This is a genomic window from Streptomyces sp. B6B3 (assembly GCF_039871525.1).
Lineage (GTDB): Bacteria > Actinomycetota > Actinomycetes > Streptomycetales > Streptomycetaceae > Streptomyces.
The window spans coordinates 238,431-263,279 of record NZ_JBDPLU010000002.1; the positions used below are offsets into that span (position 1 = coordinate 238,431).

Consider the following 24,849-nt stretch of genomic DNA (forward strand, 5'->3'; position numbering starts at 1 on the left):
CCTATCGGGGAGCACGCCGGTCCACGCTCGGGACCTGCCTACCGGATGACGCGGTACCGGGCGGTGTTCTCCTCGGGCCCGTCACCGCACCGTTCGAAGCCGGCCTTCTCCAGCACGCGGACGGAGGCGGGATTCGACAGTTCCACGCCGGCGGCCACGCTGTGGACGCCGGGCGCGGTGAGCGCGAACGCGGTCAGGGCGCGGGTCGCCTCGGAGGCGTAGCCGCGGCCCCTGCGGGAGGCCACGACGCCGTAGCCGATCTCCAGGGCGCCGTCGTCCCCGGGCGGCCAGAACAGGCCGATCGAGCCGACCACCAGGCCGCTCTCCCGCTCGATGATCTGACGGTGGCCGAACTCCCCGAGCCAGGCGGGATTGTCCGCGAAGAGGCCGACGATGACCTGGTCGCCCTCGGCGGGGAAGTCCTCGGCCCAACCGGCCGACCACTCGCCGGCGAGCACGGCGGCGACATCGTCGCCCGGCCACGTCCGCAGCCGCAGGCGATCGGTGAGCAGTTCGGCCGGGGCCGGGGAGGAAGAGATGGAACCGGTGGAACCGGTTGAAGAAGTGGATGACACGTGTGCTCCTGGTCGTTTCGTACGACCCGGATCGCGTGCGTTCCTACGCTGACGCGACCGGGACAAGGGCATGCCGAAGAAGGCCGACCGCGGCCATATTCATCGACCTCCTCGCCCTCTCCACCGGCACACGCGTCCCTCGCGCACCGACGAGGCTACACCCGGGCGCACCACCCGTTTGCCACGGGCCGGGTGGCGCGGACGGCGGTGCGCGGATGTCCTGATGTGGGGGACGAGAGGAGAAGCGCAGATGACGGATCCGAACGAGCGTCCGAACGAGCGCCGCCCACCCGTCTGGTCCGAGGACCCCTCGCAGCGCCCCGGCGGCCAGCCGCCCGACAGCAGGAAGGCCATGGCGGCACTGGTGCTGGGCATCATCGCCGTGGTCGTCGGGCTGTTCGCCGTGCTGTTCTGGCTCGCCGCCATCCTGGGCATCGCGGCCCTGGTGCTGGGCCTCATGGGGCTCAGGAGCACGCCGCGGGGCGCCGACAACAGCCGGCGGCTGTCCCTGGTCGGCGCGATCCTGGGCGCCGTCGCCATCGTGCTCGCGATCATCGGCCTCATCGTCCTCATCGCGGACGACGACGACGGCGACGGCGGAACCAACGACGACTACTCGGTCCCCGCGGAGAGCCAGCCCCGCTGAGCCGGGCCTGGCCGGCCGAGCGCCTGGCCGACGCGGCGGCGGCCGGGCCCACCGGCCCCAGCAGCGCGCCGAGCAGCGCGCAGACCAGCACACCGAACCAGGACCGCCCGCCCCGCCCGCCGTTCCCGTACCTGTCCCCTGGCGTGCTCCACCGCATGAAGGAACTCCCTCCGGTCATCGGGCCGTCGCGCCGCCGCACGACGCGACCGGAGGAAAATCTTCAGCAGATTTCGTTCATATTTCACGCAGTTGGACAGCGGCGCCGCTCAGCCGGCGGACTGGACCCGATAGAGGACGGTGCCGTGGGCCGGGACCGTGGCGGCGATCTCCGAGGTGGTCTCGCTGGTCTCCTTGCTCCACAGATCCGTCAACTGGTACGAGCCGGCGGCCAGGCCGAGTTCCTCGACGGTGGTGGAGATGGCCGCGTCGCCGTCGGTGGAGTTGTACAGCGCCACGGCGTGGCTGCCGTCCTGAAGCGGCTTGTCGACGACGACCAGCCCGCCCGCGTCCGTGACCACCGTGCCCTGAGCCCCCAGCGGGTCCTGGTCGACCGCGATGACGTCCTCGTTGAGGAGGATGTCCAGCGCATCCTGCGAGACGTTCCGCAGGTCGGAACCGATCAGCAGCGGCGCGGCCATGACCGCCCACATGCTGAAGTGGGTCTGGTACTCGGTCTGGGTCATACCGCCGTTGCCGATCTCCAGCATGTCCGGGTCGTTCCAGTGGCCGGGCCCGGCGGCATCGGCGTGCGGGAGGTTCCAGCCGATGATGTTCTTCAGGCTGGTCCAGTTGTCCTGGATGTCGCCGGTGGTACGCCACAGGTGGCCCACGTCGGCGGCCCACTCCCACGGCGCGGAGGCGCCCCATTCGCAGATGGAGTAGACGATGGGCCGACCGGTGGCGTCGAGGGCGTCCTCCATGGCCTGGTAGCGGTTGATGTAGTCCTGCTGGGAGCCGTCGCTGTTGTTGTTGCAGTTGTCGTACTTGAGGTAGTCCACGCCCCAGTCGGCGAAGGTCTGGGCGTCGATCTCCTCGTGGCCGAGGCTGCCGGGGTAGCCGGCGCAGGTGGCGGTGCCGGCGTCGGCGTAGATGCCGAGCTTGAGCCCGAGGTCGTGCACGTAGTCCGCGACGGCCGCGATGCCGTCGGGGAACTTGACGTCGTCGGGGACGAGGCGGCCCTCGGCGTCGCGTTCGTGCTCGGACCAGCAGTCGTCGATGTTGACGTACTCGTAGCCGGCGCCCTTCAGGCCGGTGGCCACCATGGCGTCGGCGGTTTCCATGATGAGGTCAGCGCTGACGTCGCAGCCGAACGCGTTCCAGTTGTTGAAGCCCATCGGCGGCGTCTGCGCGAGCGCGGGATCCTTGCCCGCGGCCGAGGGCGCGCCGAACACGGTGCCGGCGACGACAGTGGAGGCGACCAGCGCCATACCGGTCAGTCCTGTCAGGAGCGTACGTGTGCGCGCGCTTTCCACGGATGGTCCTTCCGGTCAGCAGCCCCTGCAGGCCACAGGCAACACCCCGGAGCCGACAGGGTCAACCAGTCACGCACGAAAATTCACACGCCATCAAACAATGAAGAACATGATGGGGATGTGTCCAGCGGCATCGAGTGGCGCCACCTTCGGCCACATCTTTCGTCACATCATTCGAAAACAAATGCCGCCGGGGGAGGTTGACGCCGCGCGCTGACTCCCTATCATCCTTGTTTGACAAGCCGATCGTTGTTCGCCACGTCGAACCGATGGGTGAAGGGCTGACCTCGTACTGCCCAACGGGTCGCGATTCCGTCAGGTGAGCCCTTGCGTCAGAGCCGCCGTGGAGTCGCCCGTGTCTCCCACCGTGTCGCCGCGCCCGCCCGAGGCGGGTGCGGGAGTGACATTCGTTTCGGACGGGACGGCGAAAACGCCGATGGGACCGCCGCGCTCGCCCACGGCCACACGGCCGTCGCGCCGGCGCCGCTCCCGCCGGCCCGAGGCGGCTCGATGGCTCGACCTCTCCGGAGGCGCCGGCTCGCCGGCGCTCCCCACCCCGATGAAAGAGGAGACCATGTCGGCATTCACACGATGGAGCAGGCACAAACTGCTGTTCGTGCCTGTCGTGCTCGCGGCGGTTCTCGGCCTGACCACGGGCACCCAGGCGCTGGGCAGCAGTCCCGGCGGGACGGCGCCCGCCCCGGACGCCGGGACGTTCGAGGCGACGGCCGGTTGCGGGCAGGAGCCGACGCTGACCGACGGCACGCACACGGTCCCCAGCGGCCGGTCGTTCATTCTTGACGTCCCCGACAACTACGACAGCAGCAACCCCTACCGGCTGGTCCTCGGACTGCACTGGTGGGGCGGCACCGCCGAGGACGTCGCCACCGGCCGCACCGTGGAGACCGGCACCTGGGCCTACTACGGCCTGCAGGGTCTGGCCGACAACAGCACCATCTTCGTCGCGCCCCAGGGCACCGACAACGGCTGGGCCAACCCCGGCGGCGAGGACGTGGCCTTCATCGACGACATCCTCGCGATGATCGAGGCGGACCTCTGCGTCGACACCTCGCTGCGGTTCTCCATTGGCTTCAGCTACGGCGGCGCCATGAGCATCTCCCTGGCCTGCTCCCGGCCGGACGTGTTCCGCGCCGTAGTGGCGCAGTCCTCGCCCGGAGAGATCAGTGGGTGCGACGGCGGCACCGAGCCGGTGGCGTACATGGGGGTGCACGGCACCGCCGACAACTTCACCGGCGGCGAGGCACAGCGAGACAGGTGGGTCACGAACAACGGCTGCACGCCGCAGGACACGCCGGCGCCGGCCGCGGGCAGCCTGACGCACATCACCACCGACTACGAGGGCTGCTCGGAGGATCACCCGGTCAGGTGGGCCGCGTTCGACGAGGGCCACATCGCGGCTCCCCATGACGGGGCCCCCGGGGACGGCGGCGACACCTGGGTGCCGGGCGAGGCGTGGGACTTCATCACGCAGTTCCAGCCCACCCAGGCCACCCCGTGACCGGCCGGACCGGCCGGACGGGACAGCGCACCGCGCCGGCCTCCGCCTGATCGACCCCGACCACCCGGGGGTGGCCCCGCCGGGGTCCGCCCCCGGGCTCGCGGCCGCGGGTCGAACAGCGCGACGAGCGGGAGGCGGAGCCGGGCGGGTGGCGCGCCGGTCGCATCACCCGTGCGCGGCCTCCGCCCCTCCCGGCTCTCCCCCGTCGTCGGGCAGTCGGCCGACGTCGACGCCGGAGACGCGTTCCAGCTCGTGCCGGAGCGTGACCAGCTCCGCGCCGCCCGCCATGTGGGTGGTGAGATCCTCCAGGGTGACCTCGTCGCGCTCCGCGCTGATCTCCATCCCGCCGAGGCGGAGCACGGTGAAATGGTCGCCGACCAGGTACGCGTGGTGCGGGTTGTGGGTGATGAAGACGACACCGAGGCCGCGTTCGCGGGCCGCCGCGACGTACTTCAGCACCACCCCCGACTGTTTGACGCCGAGCGCCGCCGTCGGCTCGTCCAGGATCAGCACCCGCGCGCCGAGGTACACGGCGCGGGCGATGGCGACGGACTGCCGCTGGCCGCCGGAGAGCGAGCCGACGGTCTGGTCCAGATCGTCCAGCGCGATGCCCATGGCGCGCAGTTCGGCGTCGGCGAGCTGCTTCATCCGGCGGATGTCGAGCCGCTGGAACGGCCAGCGGCCGCGGGTCAGCTCGGAGCCGAGGAAGAAGTTCCGCCAGACCGGCATCAGCGTGACCGTCGCGAGGTCCTGGTAGACGGCGGCGATGCCGCGGTCCAGGGCCGCCCGCGGGCCGCCGAGCCGCACCCGCTCGCCGTCGATGCGGAACTCGCCCTCGCTGTGCTGGTGCAGCCCGGAGATGATCTTGATGAGGGTGGACTTGCCGGCGCCGTTGTCGCCGAGCACGCAGCTGACCCGTCCTGGCCGGACGGTGAGGTCCACGCCGTGCAGCGCGCGGATGTTGCCGTAGGACTTGCCCACGCCGGACAGTTCGACCAGCGGGGCGGCGGGAGGTGCGGTCACGGGCGTCATCTCCGGGTCGCCTGGCTGCGGATCCACTGGTTGAGGAGGGTGGCCAGCAGCAGCATCGTGCCGAGGAAGAACAGGAACCAGTCCGACTCCCAGCCGGCGTAGACGATGCCCTGGGACGCCATGCCGAACAGGAAGGCGCCGATCACCGCGCCGACGATGGAGCCGAAGCCGCCGGTGAGCAGGCAGCCGCCGATCACCGCCGCGGCGATGAAGTACAGCTCGCGGCCCACCCCGCCGTTGGACGGGATGGTGTTGTACGCGAACAGCTGGTGCATGCCGACGAACCAGGCGGCGAAGCCGACGACCATGAAGAGGCTGATCTTGACGAACGTCACCGGCACGCCGAGCGCGCGGGCGCTCTCCCGGTTCCCGCCGACCGCGAAGATCCAGTTGCCGTAGCGGGTGCGCAGCAGCACCCAGGTGGCCAGCGCGGCGAAGCCCAGCCACCACAGCACGGTGATCCGGAACCTGGTGTCGAGGAGCGTGAAGCTGCTGGCGAAAACCGCCTCGGCCTGGTCGAAGCCGTCCATGTCGCGGATGGACTGGGAGGTGACGTTGCCGGTGACGGCCTTGGTGATGGCCACGTTGAGCCCCTGGAGCATCAGGAACGTGCCCAACGTGACCAGGAAGCTGGGCAGCCGGGTCCTGATCAGCAGGATGCCGTTGAACGCGCCGATCGCCAGGGAGAAGACGAGCGCGACGAGCACGCCCATCCAGACGTTCAGCGTCAGCTCGAAGGCGAACATGCTGGCGGTCAGCGCCGAAGCGACGACCGCGACGCCGGCCGAGAGGTCGAACTCGCCGCCGATCATCAGCAGCGCGACGGCGACGGCCATGATGCCCAGGGTGGACGACTCGTAGAGCATCGTGGAAAGCGCGTCGATCTGCCGGAAGGCGGGCGCGACCGCGTAGAAGAGCGCGTAGACGGCGATCGCGCCGGCCAGGGCACCCATCTCGGGCCCGCTCAGCAGCCGCCGCGCCAGCGACCGCCGCGCGGACCGCCGTGCCGGGCGTGTCGAACCACCGGCCGAGCCGAACCCGTCGGGAGCGCCGGTGCTGTCGAGCACGTCGGTCACGCGATCACCGGGTCCCGTTCTCGGCGAACTCGGCGATCTCCTCGACGTTCTCCGCGTCCACGAAGGCGGGTCCGGTCAGCACCGGCTCGGCGCCGCCGCCGGAGAAGTTGCCGTTGTTCTGGAAGAGCCAGAGCGCGTCCACGGCCAAGTAGCCCTGGAGGTATGGCTGCTGGTCCACGGCGAACTGGACCTCGCCGTCCTGGATGGCCTGCACCATCTCGGTGTTCAGGTCGAACGTGGCCACCCGCGCGTCGCTGCCGGCGTCACCCGCCGCCTCGCCGGCCGGCAGGGCGAACTGCGCGTTCAGCGTGGCGACGTAGTCGATGGAGTCGTCCTCGCGCAGCTTCGCCTCGATGGTGGACTGCACGGACGGCAGGTCGGTGCCGTCCACGAAGAGGTTCTCGGTCTCGCCCTCGAAGGTCTCGGCGAGGCCGCCGCACCGCGACTCCAGGCCGATGTTCCCCTGCTCGTGGATGACGCAGAGCGCGTGCTCGGCGCCCTCCTCGTTGAGCCGCTCGCCGAACGCCTCGCCCGCCACGCTCTCGTCCTGGCCGAAGAACGACAGCAGGTCGAGGTCCCGCCAGGCGTCCATGCCGGAGTTGATGCCGACGACCGGGATCCCGGCCTGCTGGGCGTCGGCCACGGCGTTCGCGATGCCGTCGGGGTTGGCGAGGCTGACCACGATGCCGTCGACGTCCTGGTCGATGGCGTTCTGGACGTAGTTGGCCTGGGAGGCCACCTCGGGATCGCCGTGGTAGATCAGCTGCACGTTGTCCTTGGCGGCGGCGGTCTCCGCACCCTCCCGCACGGTGTCCCAGAACGGGTCGCCCTGGGCCGCGTGGGTGATCATGGCGACCTTCATCCGCGGGGTGTCTGCCTGGCCCGCGGAGACGTCGTCCGCCTCCTCCTCCGCCTCCTTGCCACCGGAGTCGCTGGAGCAGCCGGTGAGCAGCAGCAGGCCCGCGGCGCCGGCGGCGGCGAGCGCGACCGCCCGGCGAGCTCCGCGGGAACCGCGGGAACGGGAGACGAGAGTCATCGTCCGGTACCTCACTTCGACGTCGGCGACTTCGGCGAGTCGCACCGAGGGAGGGTTGCAGAACCGGAGCAAACCGCCGGTGGGACGACCCTGTCAATTGCTTTGTCCGGACAATACTTCATCGTTACTCCGGAGCCACCGGCGCACGTACCGAGCACGTACCCCACACGTACTGACGTCCATATGTAATGACAAAGTATTGACAGGCGCTCGGGAAGGGCCTAAGCCTTGGACAGGCGCACGAGGGAAACCTGAGCCAAGGGGGCATCGGACACATGGGCGAGCCGCTCGACGTCGTCACCATGGGGCGCATCGGGGTGGACCTCTATCCCCTGCAGACCGGGGTGCCGCTCCCCCAGGTGGAGACCTTCGGGAAGTTCCTCGGCGGCTCCGCGACCAACGTCGCCGTCGCCGCCGCCCGGCTCGGCCGCGCCGCGGCCGTCGTCAGCCGCACCGGCGACGACCCGTTCGGCGCGTACTGCCACCAGGCGCTGCGGGACTTCGGGGTGGACGACCGCTGGGTGACCCCGGTCGCGGAGTACCCGACGCCCGTGACGTTCTGCGAGATCTTCCCGCCGGACGACTTCCCGCTCTACTTCTACCGGCTGCCCAAGGCGCCCGACCTGGTGATCCACCCCGAGGAGCTCGACCTGCCGGCGATCCGGGCGGCCCGGCTGTTCTGGATGACCGGCACCGGACTGTGCGCGGAGCCGAGCCGCACCGCGACGCTGGCCGCGCTCGCCGACCGGGCCCAGGCGCGCCGGGACTGGGCCGCGGGGACGCAGCTGGCCACCGTCTTCGACCTGGACTGGCGGCCGATGTTCTGGCCCGACGGCGACCCCGCCGCGGCCAGGCCGCACTACCGGGCCGCGCTCGCGCACGCCACGGTCGCCGTCGGCAACGTGGCCGAGTGCGAGGTCGCCACCGGCGAACGGGAACCACGCGCCTGCGCAGAGGCGTTGCTCGCCGCCGGGGTGGAACTGGCCGTCGTCAAACGCGGCCCCGACGGGGTGCTCGCGGTGCACCGCGACGGCCGCTCGGCCGAGGTGCCGCCGCACCCCGTGGAGGTGGTCAACGGCCTCGGCGCGGGCGACGCGTTCGGCGGCGCGCTCTGCCACGGCCTGCTCGCCGGCTGGGAGCTGCCGCGGCTGATGCGGTACGCCAACGCGGCGGGCGCGCTGGTCGCCGGGCGCCTCGCCTGCTCCTCGGCCATGCCCTACGCCGACGAGGTGGCGGCGCTGCTCGACGGCGCCGAGCGCGTACCCGAGCCCGGCACGTCCGAGAAGGAGAGCCTTCCGTGACCATCAGCATCACCGATCTGGCGACGGTGCGCGCCCGACATCCCGAGGCGATAGCCGAGGCCGCCGCGCGGCGCGCCCGCCGCCCGTTCCTGGGCCCGGGCGGCCGGCTGATGATCATCGCCGCCGACCATCCGGCGCGCGGTGCGCTCTCCGTCGGCGGCCGGAAGCTGGCGATGGCCAACCGCCCCGAACTGCTGGAGCGGCTGCTGCTGGCGCTGTCCCGGCCCGGGGTGGACGGGGTGCTGGCCACCGCCGACGTCCTGGAGGACCTGCTGCTGCTCGGCGCCCTGGACGGCAAGGTGGTGGTCGGCTCGATGAACCGCGGCGGCCTGGCCGGCGCCTCGTTCGAGCTGGACGACCGGTTCACCGGGTACCGGGCCGAGGACCTGACCAGGCTCGGCTTCGACGCGGGCAAGCTGCTGCTGCGCATCGACTACGACGACGCCGGCTCGCTGGCCACGCTGGCCGCCACCGCCCACGCCGTCAACGCGATGGCCGAGCGCCGGATGCCGGTGTTCGTCGAACCGTTCCTGTGCCGCCGCGCGGACGGAAGGCTGACCAACGACCTGAGCGCGGAGGCGATCGCCACCTCCATCGCCATCGCGTCCGGACTCGGCGGCACCTCGGCGTACACCTGGCTGAAACTGCCGGTGACCAGGGATCCCGGGGAGATGGAGCGGGTGCTCGCCACCTCGTCGCTGCCCGCCGTGCTGCTGGGCGGCGAGGTGAACGGCGACCAGGAGGGCACCTACGAGCGGTGGCGCACGGCGCTGCGGCAGCCAACGGTGCACGGCCTGGTGGCCGGCCGCTCGCTGCTCTACCCGGCCGACGACGACGTGGCCCGAGCCGTCGACACCGCCGTGGGGCTCCTGTGAGCCCCGCAACCGGCCCTGTCCCCGGCCCGCCGACCGGCAGTGCCGCCACGGTGGCCGACGGAGCCGACACCGCGGCCGGGTTGACACCCCGCGTCGGGGCCGACGCCCGGGCCGGCACCGTGTCCCGGGACGGAGCCATCCGCGAAGCCGGCCGCCGGGCCGACCGCAGAAGCGAAGGGGCGTGCGCGTGACCAGCACCAGCTACCACCTGCCGGCGGGCGACGCGGGAAGCGTGGACGTCTCGCCGGAGAGCGCGGGGTGGGGGTACTCCTCGCTGCGCGTGCTGCCGCTCCCGCCGGGCGGCGAGCACACGTTCCCCACCGGCGACAGCGAGTGGATCGTGCTGCCGCTCGCCGGCGGCTGCGCCGTGACGGTGGACGGGCGGACGTTCCCGCTGCACGGCCGGTGGAACGTCTTCGCGGGCGTCACCGACTTCGCCTACGCGCCGCGCGACTCCGAGGTGACGGTGGCCGCCCCGGACGGCGGCCGCTTCGCGCTGGTCGGGGCGCGCTGCGAGAACCGGCTGCCGGCGCGCTACCGGCCGGCCGCCGAGGTGCCGGTGGAGTTGCGCGGCTCCGGCGCCTGCTCGCGGCAGGTCAACAACTTCGCCGCCGCCGACACGTTCGAGGCGGACCGGCTGATCGCGGTCGAGGTGCTGACCCCGGGCGGCAACTGGTCCTCCTATCCGCCGCACAAGCACGACGAGCACCGCCCGGGCCACGAGTCCGAGCTGGAGGAGATCTACTACTTCGAGATCGCCGCGGCCCCGGGCAACCCGGCCGCCGAGGGCGTGGGCTACCAGCGCGTCACCCCGTCGGGACACGGTCGGGGCACGGACGTGCTGGCCGAGGTCCGCACCGGCGACGTGGTGCTGATCCCCGACGGCTGGCACGGCCCGGCGATCGCCGCGCCGGGACACGACATGTACTACCTCAACGTGATGGCGGGCCCCGGGAGCGAACGCCGGTGGCTGATCAGCGACCATCCCGACCACGCCTGGATCCGGGAGAGTTGGGCCGACCAGCCCGTCGACCCCCGGCTGCCGCTCTACGACGCCCCGACGGCACAGGAGGAGAGGCCATGACCGCACGCACCCGCCGGCTGACCGTGGCGCAGGCGCTGGTGACGTTCCTGGCGCGGCAGTTCACCGAACGGGACGGGGAGCGGCACCGGCTGGTCGACTCCTGCTGGGGCATCTTCGGGCACGGCAACGTCGCCGGCCTCGGCCAGGCGCTCGTGGAGAGCGGCCAGGGCCCCGGCGCGCCGCTGCCGTTCCACCAGGGGCGGAACGAACAGGCCATGGTGCACGCCGCCGTCGGCTTCGCGCGGCAACGGGACCGGCTCTCCGCACAGGCCGTGACGACGTCCATCGGCCCGGGCGCCACCAACCTGGTCACCGGCGCCGCGCTGGCCACCATCAACCGGCTGCCCGTGCTGCTGCTGCCGGGTGACGCGTTCGCCACCCGCCCCGCGGATCCGGTGCTCCAGCAGCTGGAGCACCCGGAGGCGGGCGACGTCTCGGTCAACGACGCGCTGCGCCCGGTGAGCCGGTACTTCGACCGCGTGCACCGCCCCGAGGCGCTGATCCCGGCGGCGTTGCAGGCGATGCGGGTGCTGGCCGACCCGGTGCAGACCGGCGCCGTGACGCTGGCGCTGCCGCAGGACGTGCAGGCCGAGGCGTACGACTGGCCGGAGAAGTTCTTCGTCGAGCGGGTGTGGCGGGTGCCCAGGCCGGCGCCGGACGCGGCCGCGGTCACCGAGGCGGCCGGGATGCTGCGGGCGTCCCGCCGGCCGCTGCTGGTCGCGGGCGGCGGGGTGCACCACAGCCGCGCCGAGGAGGCGCTGCGGGCGCTGGTGGAGGCGACCGGCATCCCGGTGGCCACCACGCAGGCGGGCAAGGGCGCGCTGCGCCACGACCACCCCTGCGAGGTCGGCGCGGTCGGGCACACCGGGACCGAGATCGCCGACGAACTCGCCCGCACGGCCGACCTGGTGATCGGCGTGGGCACCCGGTACACGGACTTCACCACCGCCTCGGGCACGCTGTTCGCCGAGCCTGGCGTCCGCTTCGTCAACCTCTCGATCTCGGCGTTCGACGCGCACAAGCTCGCCGGACTGCCGCTGGTCGGCGACGCCAGGGCGGGCCTGGAGGCGCTCGCCGAGGCGCTCGCGGGCCACCGGGTGCCCGCGGCGTACGCCGAGGAGTACTCGGCCGGGAAGGCGCGCTGGGAGCGGGTGGTGACCGCCGCTTTCACGCCGGAGGACGAGACCGCCCGGCCCACCCAGACGCAGGTGGTGGGCGCGCTGGACGCGGTGGTCGGCGACGACGACGTGGTGATCAACGCGGCCGGGTCGCTCCCCGGCGACCTGCACAAGCTCTGGCGGGCCCGCTCGCCGCGGCAGTACCACCTGGAGTACGGCTACTCCTGCATGGGCTACGAGATCCCGGCCGCGATCGGGGTGCGGCTGGCCGCGCCCGACCGGCCGGTGTGGGCACTGGTCGGCGACGGCACGTACCTGATGAACCCGACCGAGATCGTCACCGCCGTGCAGGAGGGCCTGCCGATCATCGTGGTGATCCTGGACAACCACGGCTACGCCTCGATCGGCGGGCTGTCCGAGGCGACGGGCGGCGAGGGGTTCGGCACCGGCTACCGGTTCCGGGCGGCGGACGGCTCCTACACGGGCGAGCCGCTGCCGGTCGATCTCGCGGCGAACGCCGCCTCGTTGGGCCTGGAGGTGCGGCGCGCCGAAAGCTACGCGGAGCTGCGCGAGGCGCTGGCCGCGGCGCGCGCCGCCGGCCGACCCACCTGCGTCTACGTGGCGACCGACCCGACGCCCACCGCACCGGCGGCGCAGGCGTGGTGGGACGTGCCGGTGGCCGCGACCGCGAGCCGCCCGGCGGCCCGCAAGGCCCGCGAGGAGTACGACCGCCACGCCGTCGACCGGCGCCACCACCTCTAGGACGGCGACGCGGCCGGGGACGGCGTCGACGCCCGCCGCAGCCCTCACCCGTAGCCAGGAGCACCAGCCGAAGGGCCAGAGCCATGCGCAGCATCCCTCATTTCATCGACAACCGGCCGACCGACGGGGCCTCGGGGCGTTTCGGCCCGGTCTACGAGCCCGCGACCGGCGCGCAGCCGGCCCGGGTGGCGCTGGCCTCCGAGGCCGAGGTGGACGCGGCCGTGGCCGCGGCCGTCGCGGCGTACCGGGAGTGGGGCCGTTCCTCGCTGGCGCGCCGCACCGCGCTGCTGTTCCGGTACCGGGCGCTGCTGGACGCGCACCGCGAGGAGTTGGCCCGGCTGATCACCGCCGAGCACGGCAAGGTGCACGCCGACGCGCTGGGCGAGGTGGCGCGCGGCCTGGAGGTCGTGGAACTCGCCTGCGGCATCGCGGAGAAGCTCAAGGGCGCGCTGTCCACGCAGGTGTCCACGGGCGTGGACGTGGCGGCGATCCGCCAGCCGCTGGGCGTGGTGGCCGGCATCACGCCGTTCAACTTCCCGGCCATGGTGCCGCTGTGGATGTTCCCGGTGGCCCTCGCCTGCGGTAACGCGTTCGTGCTGAAGCCGAGCGAGAGGGACCCGTCGGCGGCGCTGCGGCTGGCGGAGCTGGCGGCCGAGGCCGGGTTCCCGCCGGGCGTGCTGAACGTCGTCAACGGCGACCGGGTGGCGGTGGAACGGCTGCTGGCCCACCCCGACGTGGCGGCGGTCAGCTTCGTCGGCTCGACGCCGGTGGCCCGGGCGATCCAGCAGGGCGCGGTCGCGCACGGCAAGCGGGTGCAGGCGCTGGGCGGCGCGAAGAACCACATGCTGGTGCTGCCGGACGCCGACCTCGACGCGGCGGCGGACAACGCGATCAACGCGGCCTACGGTTCGGCCGGCGAGCGCTGCATGGCGGTGTCGGTGGTGGTCGCGGTGGGCGAGGAGACCGGCGACGCGCTGGCCGCGCGGATCGCCGAACGGGCGGCCGGGCTGCGCATCGGCCCGGGCGACGATCCGGCGTCCGAGATGGGCCCGTTGATCACCGCCGAGCACCGCGACCGGGTGGCGGGCTACGTCACCGGCGCCCGCGCGCAGGGCGCGGAGGTGGTGGTGGACGGCACCGGGTACACGGTGCCGGGGCACGAGGCCGGGTTCTTCCTCGGCGTCTCGCTGCTGGACCGGGTGACGCCGGAGATGGACGCCTACCGTGACGAGATCTTCGGCCCGGTGCTGTGCCTGGTGCGCGTCGCGACCTACGACGAGGCGCTCGAACTGATCAACTCCTCGCGCTGGGGCAACGGCACCGCCGTCTTCACCCGCGACGGCGGCGCGGCCCGGCGCTACCAGCTGGAGGTGGAGGCCGGCATGGTCGGGGTCAACGTGCCGATCCCGGTTCCGGTCGGCTACCACTCCTTCGGCGGCTGGAAGGAGTCACTCTTCGGCGACCACCATGTGTACGGCGACGACGGGGTGCGCTTCTACACCCGCGGCAAGGTCATCACCACCCGCTGGCCCGATCCGGCAGCGGCGGCGGACGGCATCAACCTCGGCTTCCCCAGCCACAGCTGACGCCCGCCACGGCGGTTCCACGAACGTCACCGTTCCGCGGCCCGTCCGTCACAGGTGATCGACGACGCCCCGCGGGTGTGACATTCCGTCGTTCGGCCAGCACAGGCTGTTCACCCATCAGTTGGCGCCGCAGGAGGTGCGTGGGGATGACGGATCGCGGTTTGTGGTCGTACAAGGAGATCGCCGCCTATATCCGGGTGCAGCCGGACACCGTGCGCTCCTATCGCAAGCACCGGTTGCTGCCGCCGCCGGACGTCGTCGAGCGGGGCAGACCGTTCTGGTATCCGGAGACCATCGAGGAGTGGGTCACCCGCCGCCCCGGCTACCGCGGCTGACCACGGCCGACCATGGCCGACTACGGCTGGCGCCCGGCCGGACCCGGGACCTGGTGCCCACCGGGCGACCGGCCGCAGGCCGTTCGCCCGGGGCAGGCCCGGCCGGCCCGGCCGTCCGCACGGCGCCGCCGGACGGCCGGGCCGCCGGCCGCCCGCACCCGGCTGCCGGCGCGGGTCCTGGCGGTCCGCTCCCGGGACCGCAGCGACAGCAGGTGCGCGACGCCGGCCACCAGCGCCGAGACCCCGGCGCCGATGCCCAGCGCCACCCAGGAGTTGTGCAGCGCCGCGCCGCCCCAGTAGCCCAGGCCGACGGAGTACGACGCCCAGATCACCTCGGCGATCAGCGCGCCCAGCAGGTAACGGCGGGCGGGGTAGCGGACGATGGCGGCGGACAGCCCGCCGACCACCCGGCCGCTGGGCAGGAACCGCACGCCGATGACGAACGGCAGGCCGTGCGCGTGCAGCCGGTGCGCGGTCCACTCCAGCGCCATCCGGCTGCGGTGGCTGCGGGACAGGAAGCGCAACGCCCGCGCGCTGGACAGCCGGCCGAGCCCGTAGACGGCCGCGTCCCCGAGGATCGCGCTGCCGGCGACCACCAGCAGCACCATCGGCAGGCTCAGGTCGCCGACCGCGGCCATGGCGCCGGCCGAGGCGATCATCGCGGAGTTCGGCACCAGGGGCGGCGCGGTGCCGAGCACCAGCAGGGCGTACATCCACAGTGCGCCGTCCATGCCACGTCCGTTCGTCTCCGCGGAGCCAGCCCGGTCCGCTTCCTTCGCCCATCAACCTGTCAGCCAAAGCTGACAGATCGAGGACCCTCGTCGGAACAACGTCGGATCGATACCGGGGTCATACCCGGGACCGGGGCCCCGCTCCCCTAAGGGGTGACCCGGGCTTCCCCTCAATACCCCTTGGGGGTATAAACTGGCGACACGCGGCGCCGCCGCGGGAGAGACGAGACCAGAATCGAGGAACGGCCATGACCACCGCCACGACCACCACCTACCAGGTTTCGGGCATGAGTTGCGGGCACTGCGAGGGCGCCGTCTCGGCCGAGGTGGGTGCGCTCCCTGGTGTCACCGAGGTCACCGCGACGGCGACGACCGGCCTGGTCACCGTGGTTTCCGAGGGTCCGCTGGACGACGACGCGGTGCGCGCCGCCGTGGACGAGGCGGGGTACGAACTCGTCGGTCCGGCCTGACCGAATCTCGCCGGTCGCCCCCAAGAGGTGCCGATCCAGGGGGAGTAGAAGTTCCGAGAACGGAAAAGCGCCCCGCTACGGGTCCCCCCACAGGGCCCGGCGCGGGGCGCTTCCTGCCGTCCGCTCAGAGCGTCCCCCCACGGGACCCCGGCTGGACGGCCGCCGGCGTGGATCCAGCCGAATCCGCGCCAACGCTGACCGGTTAGACCCACGGCTCGGAGAAAGGTTGCAGAGGCCGCGATGTGATCTGAGTCACATTATAGGGCGGACCTCGTTTGCCTTGCTCACGAGCCTCTCAATCACGTCTCAACGCTGCTCGACCGGGAGGTAGTCCCGCTCGACGACGCCCGTGTAGACCTGCCGCGGACGGCCGATCCGGGTCGTCGGGTCGGTGATCATCTCGTGCCACTGGGCGATCCAGCCGGGCAGCCGGCCCAGCGCGAACAGCACGGTGAACATGCTGGTCGGGAAGCCCATGGCGCGGTAGATCAGACCGGTGTAGAAGTCGACGTTCGGGTAGAGGTTGCGCGAGACGAAGTAGTCGTCACTCAGCGCGCGCTCCTCCAGCCGCAGCGCGATGTCCAGCAGTTCGTCGGACTTGCCGAGCGCCGAGAGCACGTCGTGCGCCGCCGCCTTGATGATCTTCGCGCGCGGGTCGAAGTTCTTGTAGACCCGGTGCCCGAAGCCCATCAGCCGGACGCCCTGCTCCTTGTTCTTCACCTTGCGGATGAAGCTGTCCACGTCGCCGCCCTCGGCCTGGATCACCTCCAGCATCTCCAGCACCGCGGCGTTGGCCCCGCCGTGCAGCGGGCCCCAGAGGGCGTTGATGCCCGCGGAGATGGAGACGAAGAGGTTGGCCTGGGAGGAGCCGACGATCCGCACCGTGGAGGTGGAGCAGTTCTGCTCGTGGTCCGCGTGCAGGATCAGCAGCTTGTCCAGCGCGTCGGCCACCACCGGGTCCGAGTGGTACTCCTCGGCCGGAACCGAGAAGGTCATCCGCAGGAAGTTCTCCACGTACCCGAGGTCGTTGCTCGGGTAGACCGGCGGCTGACCGACCGCCTTCTTGTACGCGTAGGCGGCGATGGTCGGCAGCTTGGCCAGCAGCCGGATCGTGGAGATGCGCCGCTGCTCGGGGTCCAGCGGGTTGTGGCTGTCCTGGTAGAACGTGGACAGCGCGCTGACCACGGAGGTCAGCATCGCCATCGGGTGCGCGTCCCGGGGGAACCCGTCGTAGAAGCGTTTGACGTCCTCGTGCAGCAGCGTGTGCTGGGTGATCTCCTTGCGGAACGCCGACAGCTCGTCCACCGTCGGCAGCTCGCCGTTGATCAACAGGTACGCCGTCTCGAGGAAGCTGCCCCGCTCCGCCAGCTGCTCGATCGGATACCCGCGATAGCGAAGAATGCCCTCTTCGCCGTCGAGATAGGTGATCTTCGAGGTGCACGCCGAGGTGTTGCCGTAACCGGAGTCCAGGGTCACCAGACCGGTCTGGGCGCGCAGCTTGCCGATGTCGAACCCGCGGTCCCCCACCGAGCTCTCCACCAGCGGGAAGCGGTACTCGTCCGCGCCGTACCGCAGAGATACCGCGCTGTCATTCGTGTCGTCGTAGCGGTTTTCGCTCACGTCATCCCTCACCGACGTTGTGCCTCTTCTTCGAGGTGCCCTGACTCCCTCCACTGTCCCTCATGTGGCGCCATATTGTGCACTCGGGGTCGGCTTTTACCGCACTTTCTGGCACGCCGTGCCGTCGTCCTGCCGCCCAGAAGGGTCGATACCGGCACATGTCCGGCGTCGACCACGGGGAATTATTGTCAGGCTAGTCGCGGTCCGCGTCGACTCGGGCGTCGACTCGTGGGGCGAGCCGACCGGCGAGCCGGGCGTCCAGCGCCGTGCACCTGCGGCCCGCCGAGACGGACCGCACCGCCTGACCGAGTGCCCGCCGGGAGCCGACCAACACGACCAACCGCTTGGCGCGGGTGACCGCCGTGTAGAGCAGGTTGCGCTGGAGCATCATCCAGGCGCTCATGGTGACGGGAATGACCACGCAGGGGTACTCGCTGCCCTGCGAACGGTGGATCGTGACGGCATAGGCGTGGGCCAGCTCGTCCAGCTCGGCGAAGTCGTAGCCCACCTCCTCGTCCTCGTCGGTGACCACGGTCAGCCGCTGCTCCTCCGGGTCCAGCCCGGTGACCACGCCGACCGTGCCGTTGAAGACGCCGTTCGCGCCCTTCTCGTAGTTGTTCCGGATCTGGGTGACCTTGTCGCCCACCCGGAAGACCCGCCCGCCGAAGCGCTTCTCCGGCAGCCCGGGGCGGGCCGGGGTCACCGCCTGCTGGAGCAGCCCGTTCAGCACGCCGGCGCCGGCCGGGCCGCGGTGCATCGGCGTGAGCACCTGGACGTCCCGCCGTGGATCGAGGCCGAACTTCGCCGGGATCCGCCGCGACGCCACGTCCACCGCCAGCCGGCCGGCCTCCTCCGTGTCGTCCTCCACGAAGAGGAAGAAGTCCGACAGGCCCTGGGTGACCGGGGGCAGCCCCTCGTTGATCCGGTGCGCGTTGGTCACCACGCCGGACTGCTGCGCCTGCCGGAAGATCCGGGTCAGCCGCACCGCGGGTACCGGACCGCCGGGCGCCAGCACGTCCCGCAGCACCTCGCCCGCGCCCACCGACGGCAGCTGGTCCACGTCCCCCACCAGCAGCAGGTGGGCACCCGGCGGCACCGCCTTGACCAGCTTGTTCGCCAGCAGCAGATCGAGCATGGAGGCCTCGTCCACCACCACCAGGTCCGCCTCCAGCGGCCTGTCCCGGTCGTAGGCGGCGTCCCCGCCCGGCTTGAGCTCCAGCAGCCGGTGCACCGTGGACGCCTCGGCCCCGGTCAGCTCCGCCAGCCGCTTGGCCGCCCGCCCGGTCGGCGCGGCCAGCACCACCCGGGCCCGCCGGGCGCGGGCCAGCTCGACCACCGAACGGACCGTGAACGACTTTCCGCAGCCGGGGCCGCCGGTCAGCACCGCGACCCGCTCGGTCAGCGCCAGCCGCACCGCCTCCCGCTGCTCCGGGGCCAGCTCGGCCCCGGTCCGCCGGGCCAGCCAGGCCAGCGCCCGGTCCCAGTCCACGTCCCGGAACGCCGCGAGCCGGTCCGCCGCCTCGTCGCCGCCGCGCAGCAGCCGGCGCAGCTGGCCGGCCAGCGACAGCTCGGCCCGGTGGAACGGCGGCAGGTACACCGCCGTCACGGTCGCGTCGGGCCGCTCCGGATCGGGCACCGGCTCGGACACCACGCCCTCCGGGTCGGCGGCCAACTCGGCGAGGCAGTCGATCACCAGCCCCGTGTCCACCTGGAGCAGCTTCACGGCCTCCGCGATCAGCCGCTCCTCCGGCAGATAGCAGTGGCCGGAGTCGGAGGCCTGGGAGAGGGCGTACTTCAGGCCCGCCATCACCCGCTCCGGGCTGTCCTGCGGGATGCCGACCGCCTGGGCGATGCGGTCGGCGGTGAGGAAGCCGATGCCCCACACGTCGGCCGCCAGCCGGTACGGCTGGTTCTTCACGACGGAGATCGAGGCGTCCCCGTACTTCTTGTAGATCCGGACGGCGATCGACGTGGAGACCTCGACGCCCTGCAGGAAGACCATGACCTCCTTGATGGCCTTCTGCTCCTCCCAGGCCGCGGCGATCCGCGCGGTGCGCTTGGGGCCGAGCCCCGGCACGGCGATCAGCTGCTTCGGGTCGGCCTCGATGACGTCCAGGGTGGCCTCGCCGAAATGGTCCACGATCCGCTCGGCGGTCTTCGGCCCGATGCCCTTGATCAGCCCGGAGCCCAGATAGCGGCGGATGCCCTGCACGGTGGCCGGCAGCACGGTGGTGTAGTTCTCCACGGTGAACTGGCGGCCGTACTGCGGGTGCGAGCCCCAGCGGCCGGTCATCCGCAGCGACTCGCCCACCTGCGCGCCGAGCAGCGAGCCGACGACGGTCAGCAGGTCACCGCCGCGGCCGGTGTCCACCCGGGCCACGGTGTAGCCGTTCTCCGCGTTGGCGTAGGTGATGCGCTCCAGCACGCCCTCGAGCACCGCGCCGTGCTGGGGCGGCTTCCCGGACCCTGGACTGCCGAAGGACATGCCCCGACCGTATCGGCAGGCGCCGACACCCCGGTCTCACGGGCGCCGAGAGCGCCGGCGGGCGAAGGGCCCGGCCCCCGCCTCCGGGCCCTTCGCTCCCCTCCTCCCCCCACACCGGTACGACCCGCCACAAGATGGAATGGTTGCACCTCAGAGGGGCGTTACCCGGTGGCGAGATTCCCGACACATCCCGTTGTGGTGTCAGGTACCGGCGGTTCTCCCCGCGTCTCATCCCAGGGGGGCGGGACCGGCGGGGCCGGGTGGGGCGCAGTGGAGGAGCGGATGATGGACATCGAGGTCAGCGGTCGCGACGCCAACCCGGAGCCCTCCGAGAGCAGCCAGCGGACGAGCCCGCCCCACCCGGCCGACGCCGGGCTGGTGCTGCCGCTGGACGACCCGCGCGCCGGCGCGGCGGAGCTGACCGGCGGCAAGGCCGCCGCCCTGGCCCGCGCCGCGGCGGCCGGGCTGCCCGTGCTGCCCGGCTTCGTGGTGCTGCCGCCCGACCCGGAACGCCCGCACCGGGCCACCGACCTGCGCCGCGTCTGGCGCGAGTTGAGCGGGAACGGCGCCCGGCCGCTGGTCGTCAGGTCCTCCTCGGCCGCCGAGGACACTGCCGAGTCCTCCATGGCCGGCCGCTTCGACTCGGTGCTGGACGTGCGCGGCTGGGACGCGTTCCGCGCGGCGCTCGCCGTCGTCCGGGAGTCCGGGCCCGAGCCGGCCGGACCGGGACCCGCGCCGGCCATGGCGGTGCTGGTGCAGCCGATGGTGCGCAGCCGGGTCGGCGGGGTGCTGTTCGGCGCCGACCCGGTGGCCGGGCGGACCGACCGCTTCCTGGTCAGCGTGGTGCGCGGCGGCCCCGACCGGCTGGTCGGCGGCGCCCAGCAGGGCACCACGCTGCACCTCTCCCCGCACGGCCGGCCGCTGCACACCGCGGAACCCGAGGCCGTCGAGCGGCTGCTGCGCCCGGCGGAGCTGCGCCGGCTCGCGGCGCTCGCCCGGCGCGCCGCCCACGTCTTCGGCGGGCCGCAGGACATCGAGTTCGGCTTCGACGAGCGCACCGGGACGCTGTGGCTCTTCCAGAGCCGTCCGATCACCGCGATGGCGCCGCGCCCGGAGCGGCGGGCCCGGCTGCTCGGCCCCGGCCCGGTGGCCGAGACGCTGCCGGGGGTGCTGCAGCCGCTGGAGGAGGACCTCTGGGTGGTGCCGATGGCGCACGGGCTGGCCCTGGCGCTGGACCTGGCCGGCGCGGCCCCGCGGCGCCGGCTGCGCACCGTGCCCGTGGTCTCCACGGTCGGGGGCCGGGCCGTGGCCGACCTGACCCTGCTGGGCGTCGCGCCGCGCCGCCGCCGGCTGCTGGCCGCGCTCAACCCGCTCCCCGGGGCGCGCCGGCTGGCCGCGGCGTGGCGGGTGGGCCGCCTGCACGGGGCCCTTCCCGGGCTGGCCACCGCGCTGACGGCCGACGTGGACCGGGAGCTGTCCGAGACCCCGCCGCCCACCGCACTGAGCACGACCGCCCTCACCGCCGCCCTCCGCTGGTCCCGCGCCACCCTCGTCTCCCTCCACGCCCAGGAGGCCCTCACCGGCGCCCTCGCGCTTCCCGCGCGGGAGAAGCCCTCCGGCGCGGGCCCGATGCCCGAGCGGGGAGCGACCTCCCGAGCCGACGCACCGCCCGCACGGCAGGCGACCTTCGGCTGGGACGCGGTGTCGACGCACGGGGTGATCTCCGACACCGATGCGGGCCTCACCCACGAGACACCCGACGCCGCCACACCACCCGCGCGGGACCCGGCCTCCCGCCCGGACACACTCCCCGCGCGGCAGACACCCGCCGGCCCGGACACACTCCCCGTGCGAGGGCTGACCTCCGGCGCCGATGCGAACCTCACCAGGGAGGCGCCCGACGCCGCCACACCACCCGCGCGGGACCCGGCCTCCCGCCCGGACACACTCCCCGCGCGGCGGCTGATCTCCGGCGCCGGGGCGGCACTCGCCCAGGAGACACCCGGCCCGGGCACCACCCCAGCGCCCCCGCGGGACGCGACGTCCGGCACGGACCCGACACCCGCGCGGAGGGTGACCTCCCGTGCCGACACGACCCACGCCGGGAAGGCACCAGGCGCTGGCACACCGTCTGTGCGGCAGGCAGCCTCCGGCACGGACCCCGTGCCCGCGCGGGAGGCACGCTTCGGCGCCGAGGCGCCGCCCGGGTGGATGGCGCCGACCGGCACGGACGCGCCGTCGGCACGGCACACGGCCGCGGTGTCGGGGCGGGAGACGGGGCTCGGGGCGGATGTCCCGTCCGCGCGGGACGTGGGTCTCGGCGCGGGAAGCGCGACCGCTGCGGGGAGTGGGTTGGCCGCGCTGCGGTGGGGGCGGGCGGCGGGGTTGACGGACGGCGAGATCGTCGCGGCGATGCCCGAGGTGCTCGCCCTCGTCCCGCCCAGCCTGACGGAGCCGCCGCGGCTGCCCGCGACCGTGGCCGGCGGGGACCTGTCCGGCAAGGACGGAGTCGGCCGGCTGGGTCCCAGGGAGGCGCTGCGGCTGCGCGTCCGGTGGGTGCAGGAGTTCCAGGCCCGGCTGGTCGGGGAGCTGGCGTACCGGGTCGCCGCCCGGACCGGGGCCCCGCTCGGGCGCCGCGTCGCGTTGCTCAGCTATCCGGAGCTGGTGCGCGCGGCGGAGGGCGGGCCGCTGCCGGCCGATCTCGCCGCCCGCCGGCCGCGGGCGGCGGGCGCCCCGCTGCCCGACGCGTTCCGGCTGGCGGAGGGCGGCCTGGTGGTCGCCGAGCCCACGGCCGGGCGACCGGCCGGGGGCGGCGCGGGCCAGGGCGTCGCGGGCGGCCGGGTCACCGGCACCGTGTGGGACGGCGCGGGACCGCGCCCCGCGGACCCCGTGCTGGTGGTGCGCACGCTGGACCCGGGGCTCGCCACGCTGCTGCCCTCGCTCGCCGGGCTGGTCGCGCAGACCGGCAGCCCGTTGTCCCACCTCGCCGTGCTGGCCAGGGAGATGCGGCTGGCCACGGTGACCGGGGCGGCGGGCGCGGTGGACCGGTTCCCGCCGGGCACCCGGGTGGTGGTGGACGGCTCGTCCGGTGAGGTGACCGAGGCCCCGACCGCGGTCGGCGCGCCGGCCAGGGACACGCTGGTCGGCGAGGCACGGCGATGAGATCGGCGAAGACGCTCGCGTACCTCTTCGGCGGCCTGGTCGCCGCCGGGGCCGCGAGCTACCTGGTGATCTACCTCTACCGCTGGCAGTGGCAGCGCGCCATCCTCTCCGGGGTCCTGCTGCTGGTGGTCGAGGTGCTGCTGCTCGGCCTCGCGATCCTGGACCGGATATCCCGGCTGGAGCGGCGGGTGCGGGACGACGACCGGCATGGGGGTGCCTCCCAGGCCGCCAAGGCCTGGGGGAGGCAGGAGGAGTGGGCGGAGCCGCTCGCCAGGCTGCCCGACCGGCCGTCCGCCGGGCCGTCCGCCGGGCCGTCCGAGGTCGGGGCCGCGCCGCCCGCCGCGGCCGGTGAGCGGCCCGGCACCGAGGAGGACGCCGCCCGGGCCCGCGCCCGTTTCGCCTGGCTCGACCAGACGCTGGACCGGGAGCGGCACACCTTCGTCTTCGTGCCGGTGCTGATGGCGGCCGGCGTGGCGATGTCGGGTCTGGCCTGGGTGGTGGAGCGGATCGCCCGCCGGATGGTGCGGCCGATCGCCGGGGCCGGCCTGGCCGCCCGGTTGGCACCGTTGGCCGCCCCGCCCGGCGGCGTCGGCGGCGTCCCGGAGCTGCCCGACCGGCCCGCGGTCGGACCCGGGCCCGGCGGGCGGCGCCGCTGGCTGCGGGTCGCCGGCTGGGCCGCGGTGGTCGCCGTCTGCTGCGGCCTCGTGGTGGGCCTGGCGCAGCTGACCCGGACCGAGCCGCCGGAGCGGGGCGCCGACGCGGCCACCACGGTGCTGTTCTCGGTGGACAGCCGCGGCCTGCCGGAGGAACGCGGCGCGCTGGCGGCGCAGCAGCAGTGGGAGCGCTGCCGGGACGCCACCTCGGTGCCGCTGGACCATGCGGGGATGACCGCGCTGGACGACGGGATCTACGCGGCGACGATCTACCCCTCGCTGAGCGAGCACGACCAGACGCGGCTGCTCGGCTGCCTGGAGGACGCCGCCATCGACCGGGTCCAGCTGCACGTCATCGGCACCACGGCCGTCGCCTCGGTGGAGCGCGGCTGAACCTCCGCCGCCCCACCCTCCGGAGACCACACGGGCCGCGGAGCATAACACCAACATCGGCGCTCCATCGGGGCTTTATCTGTTGGTGATGATTCCGGAACGGAACCTCAGCACCCCCACTAGCGTCCGGGGCACTCCACGAGGGTGCCGACGCGCCCTCCCACCGTACGCGTCAGGAGGGGCATGGTGCGCCTGGCCTCCCGAAGAGCCGGCATCGCCGGGGCGTTCACGTCCGCCCACACGCTCGGCACCAGCATCGTCATCTGCGCGCTCGCGTTCACCGTGGCCGCGCTGCTGGTGCCGCTGAGCGTCTTCGAACCGGGGACCACGGTCGCCGGCTCGTCCGGCCAGCTGAGTCGGGTTCCGGACGACGGACACGGCACGTTGACCACCCAGTACGGGCCGCTGACGCCGCTCGACCGGGAGTTCGTGCGCCGGGTCAGGGCGGCGGGGCTGTGGGAGGGACCGGCGGGACGCCAGGCCGTCGAGCGCGCCACCACCGACGCCATGCGGCACGCCGGCGAGCATCTGGTCGAGGGCCACAACGAGTTGGACGCGGCCGCGATCGAGGCCGGCCGGGTGCTCGGCATCGAGCTCCCTAACCAGCCGACGGCGCAACAGCGGGGCTGGCTGGCCTCCCTGGAGGAGGCCGAGGGCACCGAGTACGAGCGCATGTTCGCGAACACCCTGCGGCGCGCGCACGGCGAGGTGTTCGTGCTGGTCGCGCAGATCCGGGCGACGACGCAGAACTCCAAGGTCCGCGAGTTGGCCGATCTGGCCAACGCCACCGTGCTCGACCACATCACGGTCCTGGAGGCCACCGGGCACGTGGACTACGCGGGCCTGTCGTAGCACTCCCGACGCACTCCCACGCCGGGAGACCGAGAAAGGAGCAGTTCATGGGTCATCAGCGACACA

General features: G+C 73.1%; 19 protein-coding genes and 1 pseudogene. 12 read left to right on the forward strand and 8 right to left on the reverse strand.

Translation table 11 applies throughout. From position 1 onward, the window contains the following. Window positions 1-38: 38 nt before the first annotated feature. A complete protein-coding gene (locus tag ABGB06_RS05280) occupies window positions 39-575 on the reverse strand; it encodes a GNAT family N-acetyltransferase (RefSeq protein WP_347585755.1) in 537 nt (178 codons plus the stop codon). A 250-nt stretch (window positions 576-825) separates the two neighbouring features. Between ABGB06_RS05280 and ABGB06_RS05285 the strand changes: the two genes are divergently transcribed. Beyond that, window positions 826-1,221 (forward strand): DUF4190 domain-containing protein, encoded by a 396-nt coding sequence (locus ABGB06_RS05285; protein ID WP_347585756.1) that lies wholly within the window; start codon window positions 826-828, stop codon window positions 1,219-1,221. Window positions 1,222-1,502: 281 nt separating this feature from the next. Here the strand turns inward: ABGB06_RS05285 and ABGB06_RS05290 are convergent. Further along, a pseudogene (locus tag ABGB06_RS05290) lies at window positions 1,503-2,648 on the reverse strand (glycoside hydrolase family 27 protein); the annotation flags it as partial. A 661-nt stretch (window positions 2,649-3,309) separates the two neighbouring features. On the opposite strand from ABGB06_RS05290, the gene ABGB06_RS05295 reads away from it, so the two are divergent. Continuing rightward, complete coding sequence (locus ABGB06_RS05295; protein ID WP_347585757.1) at window positions 3,310-4,212, forward strand: hydrolase; 903 nt, start codon at window positions 3,310-3,312, stop codon at window positions 4,210-4,212. A 165-nt stretch (window positions 4,213-4,377) separates the two neighbouring features. Here ABGB06_RS05295 and ABGB06_RS05300 read toward each other — a convergent pair whose 3' ends face one another. The 3 genes from ABGB06_RS05300 to ABGB06_RS05310 all read right to left on the reverse strand — a co-directional run bounded on the left by ABGB06_RS05300 (window position 4,378) and on the right by ABGB06_RS05310 (window position 7,356). Then, a complete protein-coding gene (locus ABGB06_RS05300; protein WP_347585758.1) occupies window positions 4,378-5,244 on the reverse strand; it encodes an ATP-binding cassette domain-containing protein in 867 nt (288 codons plus the stop codon). Continuing rightward, window positions 5,241-6,227 carry an ABC transporter permease gene (locus ABGB06_RS05305; RefSeq protein ID WP_347586559.1) on the reverse strand — a complete coding sequence of 329 codons (987 nt, stop codon included), beginning with the start codon at window positions 6,225-6,227 and terminating at the stop codon, window positions 5,241-5,243. The genes ABGB06_RS05300 and ABGB06_RS05305 overlap by 4 nt, the downstream gene beginning before the upstream one ends. 97 nt (window positions 6,228-6,324) lie before the next feature. Continuing rightward, window positions 6,325-7,356, reverse strand: coding sequence for a substrate-binding domain-containing protein (locus ABGB06_RS05310; RefSeq protein ID WP_347585759.1), 1,032 nt, complete (start codon window positions 7,354-7,356; stop codon window positions 6,325-6,327). A 275-nt stretch (window positions 7,357-7,631) separates the two neighbouring features. Between ABGB06_RS05310 and iolC the strand changes: the two genes are divergently transcribed. The 6 genes from iolC (at window position 7,632) to ABGB06_RS05340 (ending at window position 14,417) form a co-directional block, all read left to right on the forward strand. After that, window positions 7,632-8,657: a 5-dehydro-2-deoxygluconokinase gene (gene iolC / locus ABGB06_RS05315; protein WP_347585760.1), complete on the forward strand. Its 1,026-nt coding sequence runs from the start codon at window positions 7,632-7,634 to the stop codon at window positions 8,655-8,657. Next, on the forward strand, window positions 8,654-9,532 hold the full coding sequence (locus ABGB06_RS05320; RefSeq protein ID WP_347585761.1) for a deoxyribose-phosphate aldolase: 879 nt from the start codon (window positions 8,654-8,656) through the stop codon (window positions 9,530-9,532). The genes iolC and ABGB06_RS05320 overlap by 4 nt, the downstream gene beginning before the upstream one ends. Before the next feature lie 187 nt (window positions 9,533-9,719). Next, entirely contained in the window at window positions 9,720-10,616 is an 897-nt protein-coding gene (iolB, locus tag ABGB06_RS05325) for a 5-deoxy-glucuronate isomerase (RefSeq protein ID WP_347585762.1), read from the forward strand. Beyond that, window positions 10,613-12,496 (forward strand): 3D-(3,5/4)-trihydroxycyclohexane-1,2-dione acylhydrolase (decyclizing), encoded by a 1,884-nt coding sequence (gene iolD, locus ABGB06_RS05330; protein WP_347585763.1) that lies wholly within the window; start codon window positions 10,613-10,615, stop codon window positions 12,494-12,496. The genes iolB and iolD overlap by 4 nt, the downstream gene beginning before the upstream one ends. An 83-nt stretch (window positions 12,497-12,579) precedes the next feature. Next, window positions 12,580-14,082 (forward strand): CoA-acylating methylmalonate-semialdehyde dehydrogenase, encoded by a 1,503-nt coding sequence (locus tag ABGB06_RS05335; protein ID WP_347585764.1) that lies wholly within the window; start codon window positions 12,580-12,582, stop codon window positions 14,080-14,082. A gap of 146 nt (window positions 14,083-14,228) precedes the next feature. Beyond that, on the forward strand, window positions 14,229-14,417 hold the full coding sequence (locus ABGB06_RS05340; protein WP_347585765.1) for a MerR family transcriptional regulator: 189 nt from the start codon (window positions 14,229-14,231) through the stop codon (window positions 14,415-14,417). Window positions 14,418-14,437: 20 nt separating this feature from the next. Here the strand turns inward: ABGB06_RS05340 and ABGB06_RS05345 are convergent, their stop codons facing one another. Next, window positions 14,438-15,148 (reverse strand): DedA family protein, encoded by a 711-nt coding sequence (locus ABGB06_RS05345; RefSeq protein WP_347585766.1) that lies wholly within the window; start codon window positions 15,146-15,148, stop codon window positions 14,438-14,440. Between the two features lie 173 nt (window positions 15,149-15,321). Between ABGB06_RS05345 and ABGB06_RS05350 the strand changes: the two genes are divergently transcribed. Next, entirely contained in the window at window positions 15,322-15,618 is a 297-nt protein-coding gene (locus ABGB06_RS05350; protein WP_347586561.1) for a heavy-metal-associated domain-containing protein, read from the forward strand. Between the two features lie 306 nt (window positions 15,619-15,924). Here ABGB06_RS05350 and ABGB06_RS05355 read toward each other — a convergent pair whose 3' ends face one another. Further along, window positions 15,925-17,238 carry a citrate synthase gene (locus ABGB06_RS05355; RefSeq protein ID WP_347585767.1) on the reverse strand — a complete coding sequence of 438 codons (1,314 nt, stop codon included), beginning with the start codon at window positions 17,236-17,238 and terminating at the stop codon, window positions 15,925-15,927. A 193-nt stretch (window positions 17,239-17,431) separates the two neighbouring features. Then, the gene (locus ABGB06_RS05360; RefSeq protein ID WP_347585768.1) at window positions 17,432-19,723 is read right to left on the reverse strand and encodes an ATP-dependent RecD-like DNA helicase; all 2,292 of its coding nucleotides are present in this window, start codon (window positions 19,721-19,723) and stop codon (window positions 17,432-17,434) included. Between the two features lie 282 nt (window positions 19,724-20,005). Between ABGB06_RS05360 and ABGB06_RS05365 the strand changes: the two genes are divergently transcribed. The 3 genes from ABGB06_RS05365 (at window position 20,006) to ABGB06_RS05375 (ending at window position 24,783) form a co-directional block, all read left to right on the forward strand. Further along, the gene (locus tag ABGB06_RS05365) at window positions 20,006-22,885 is read left to right on the forward strand and encodes a PEP/pyruvate-binding domain-containing protein (RefSeq protein WP_347585769.1); all 2,880 of its coding nucleotides are present in this window, start codon (window positions 20,006-20,008) and stop codon (window positions 22,883-22,885) included. Continuing rightward, window positions 22,882-23,931 carry a hypothetical protein gene (locus ABGB06_RS05370; protein WP_347585771.1) on the forward strand — a complete coding sequence of 350 codons (1,050 nt, stop codon included), beginning with the start codon at window positions 22,882-22,884 and terminating at the stop codon, window positions 23,929-23,931. The genes ABGB06_RS05365 and ABGB06_RS05370 overlap by 4 nt, the downstream gene beginning before the upstream one ends. 183 nt (window positions 23,932-24,114) lie before the next feature. Then, entirely contained in the window at window positions 24,115-24,783 is a 669-nt protein-coding gene (locus ABGB06_RS05375) for a DUF4142 domain-containing protein (protein ID WP_347585773.1), read from the forward strand. Window positions 24,784-24,849: the final 66 nt, after the last annotated feature.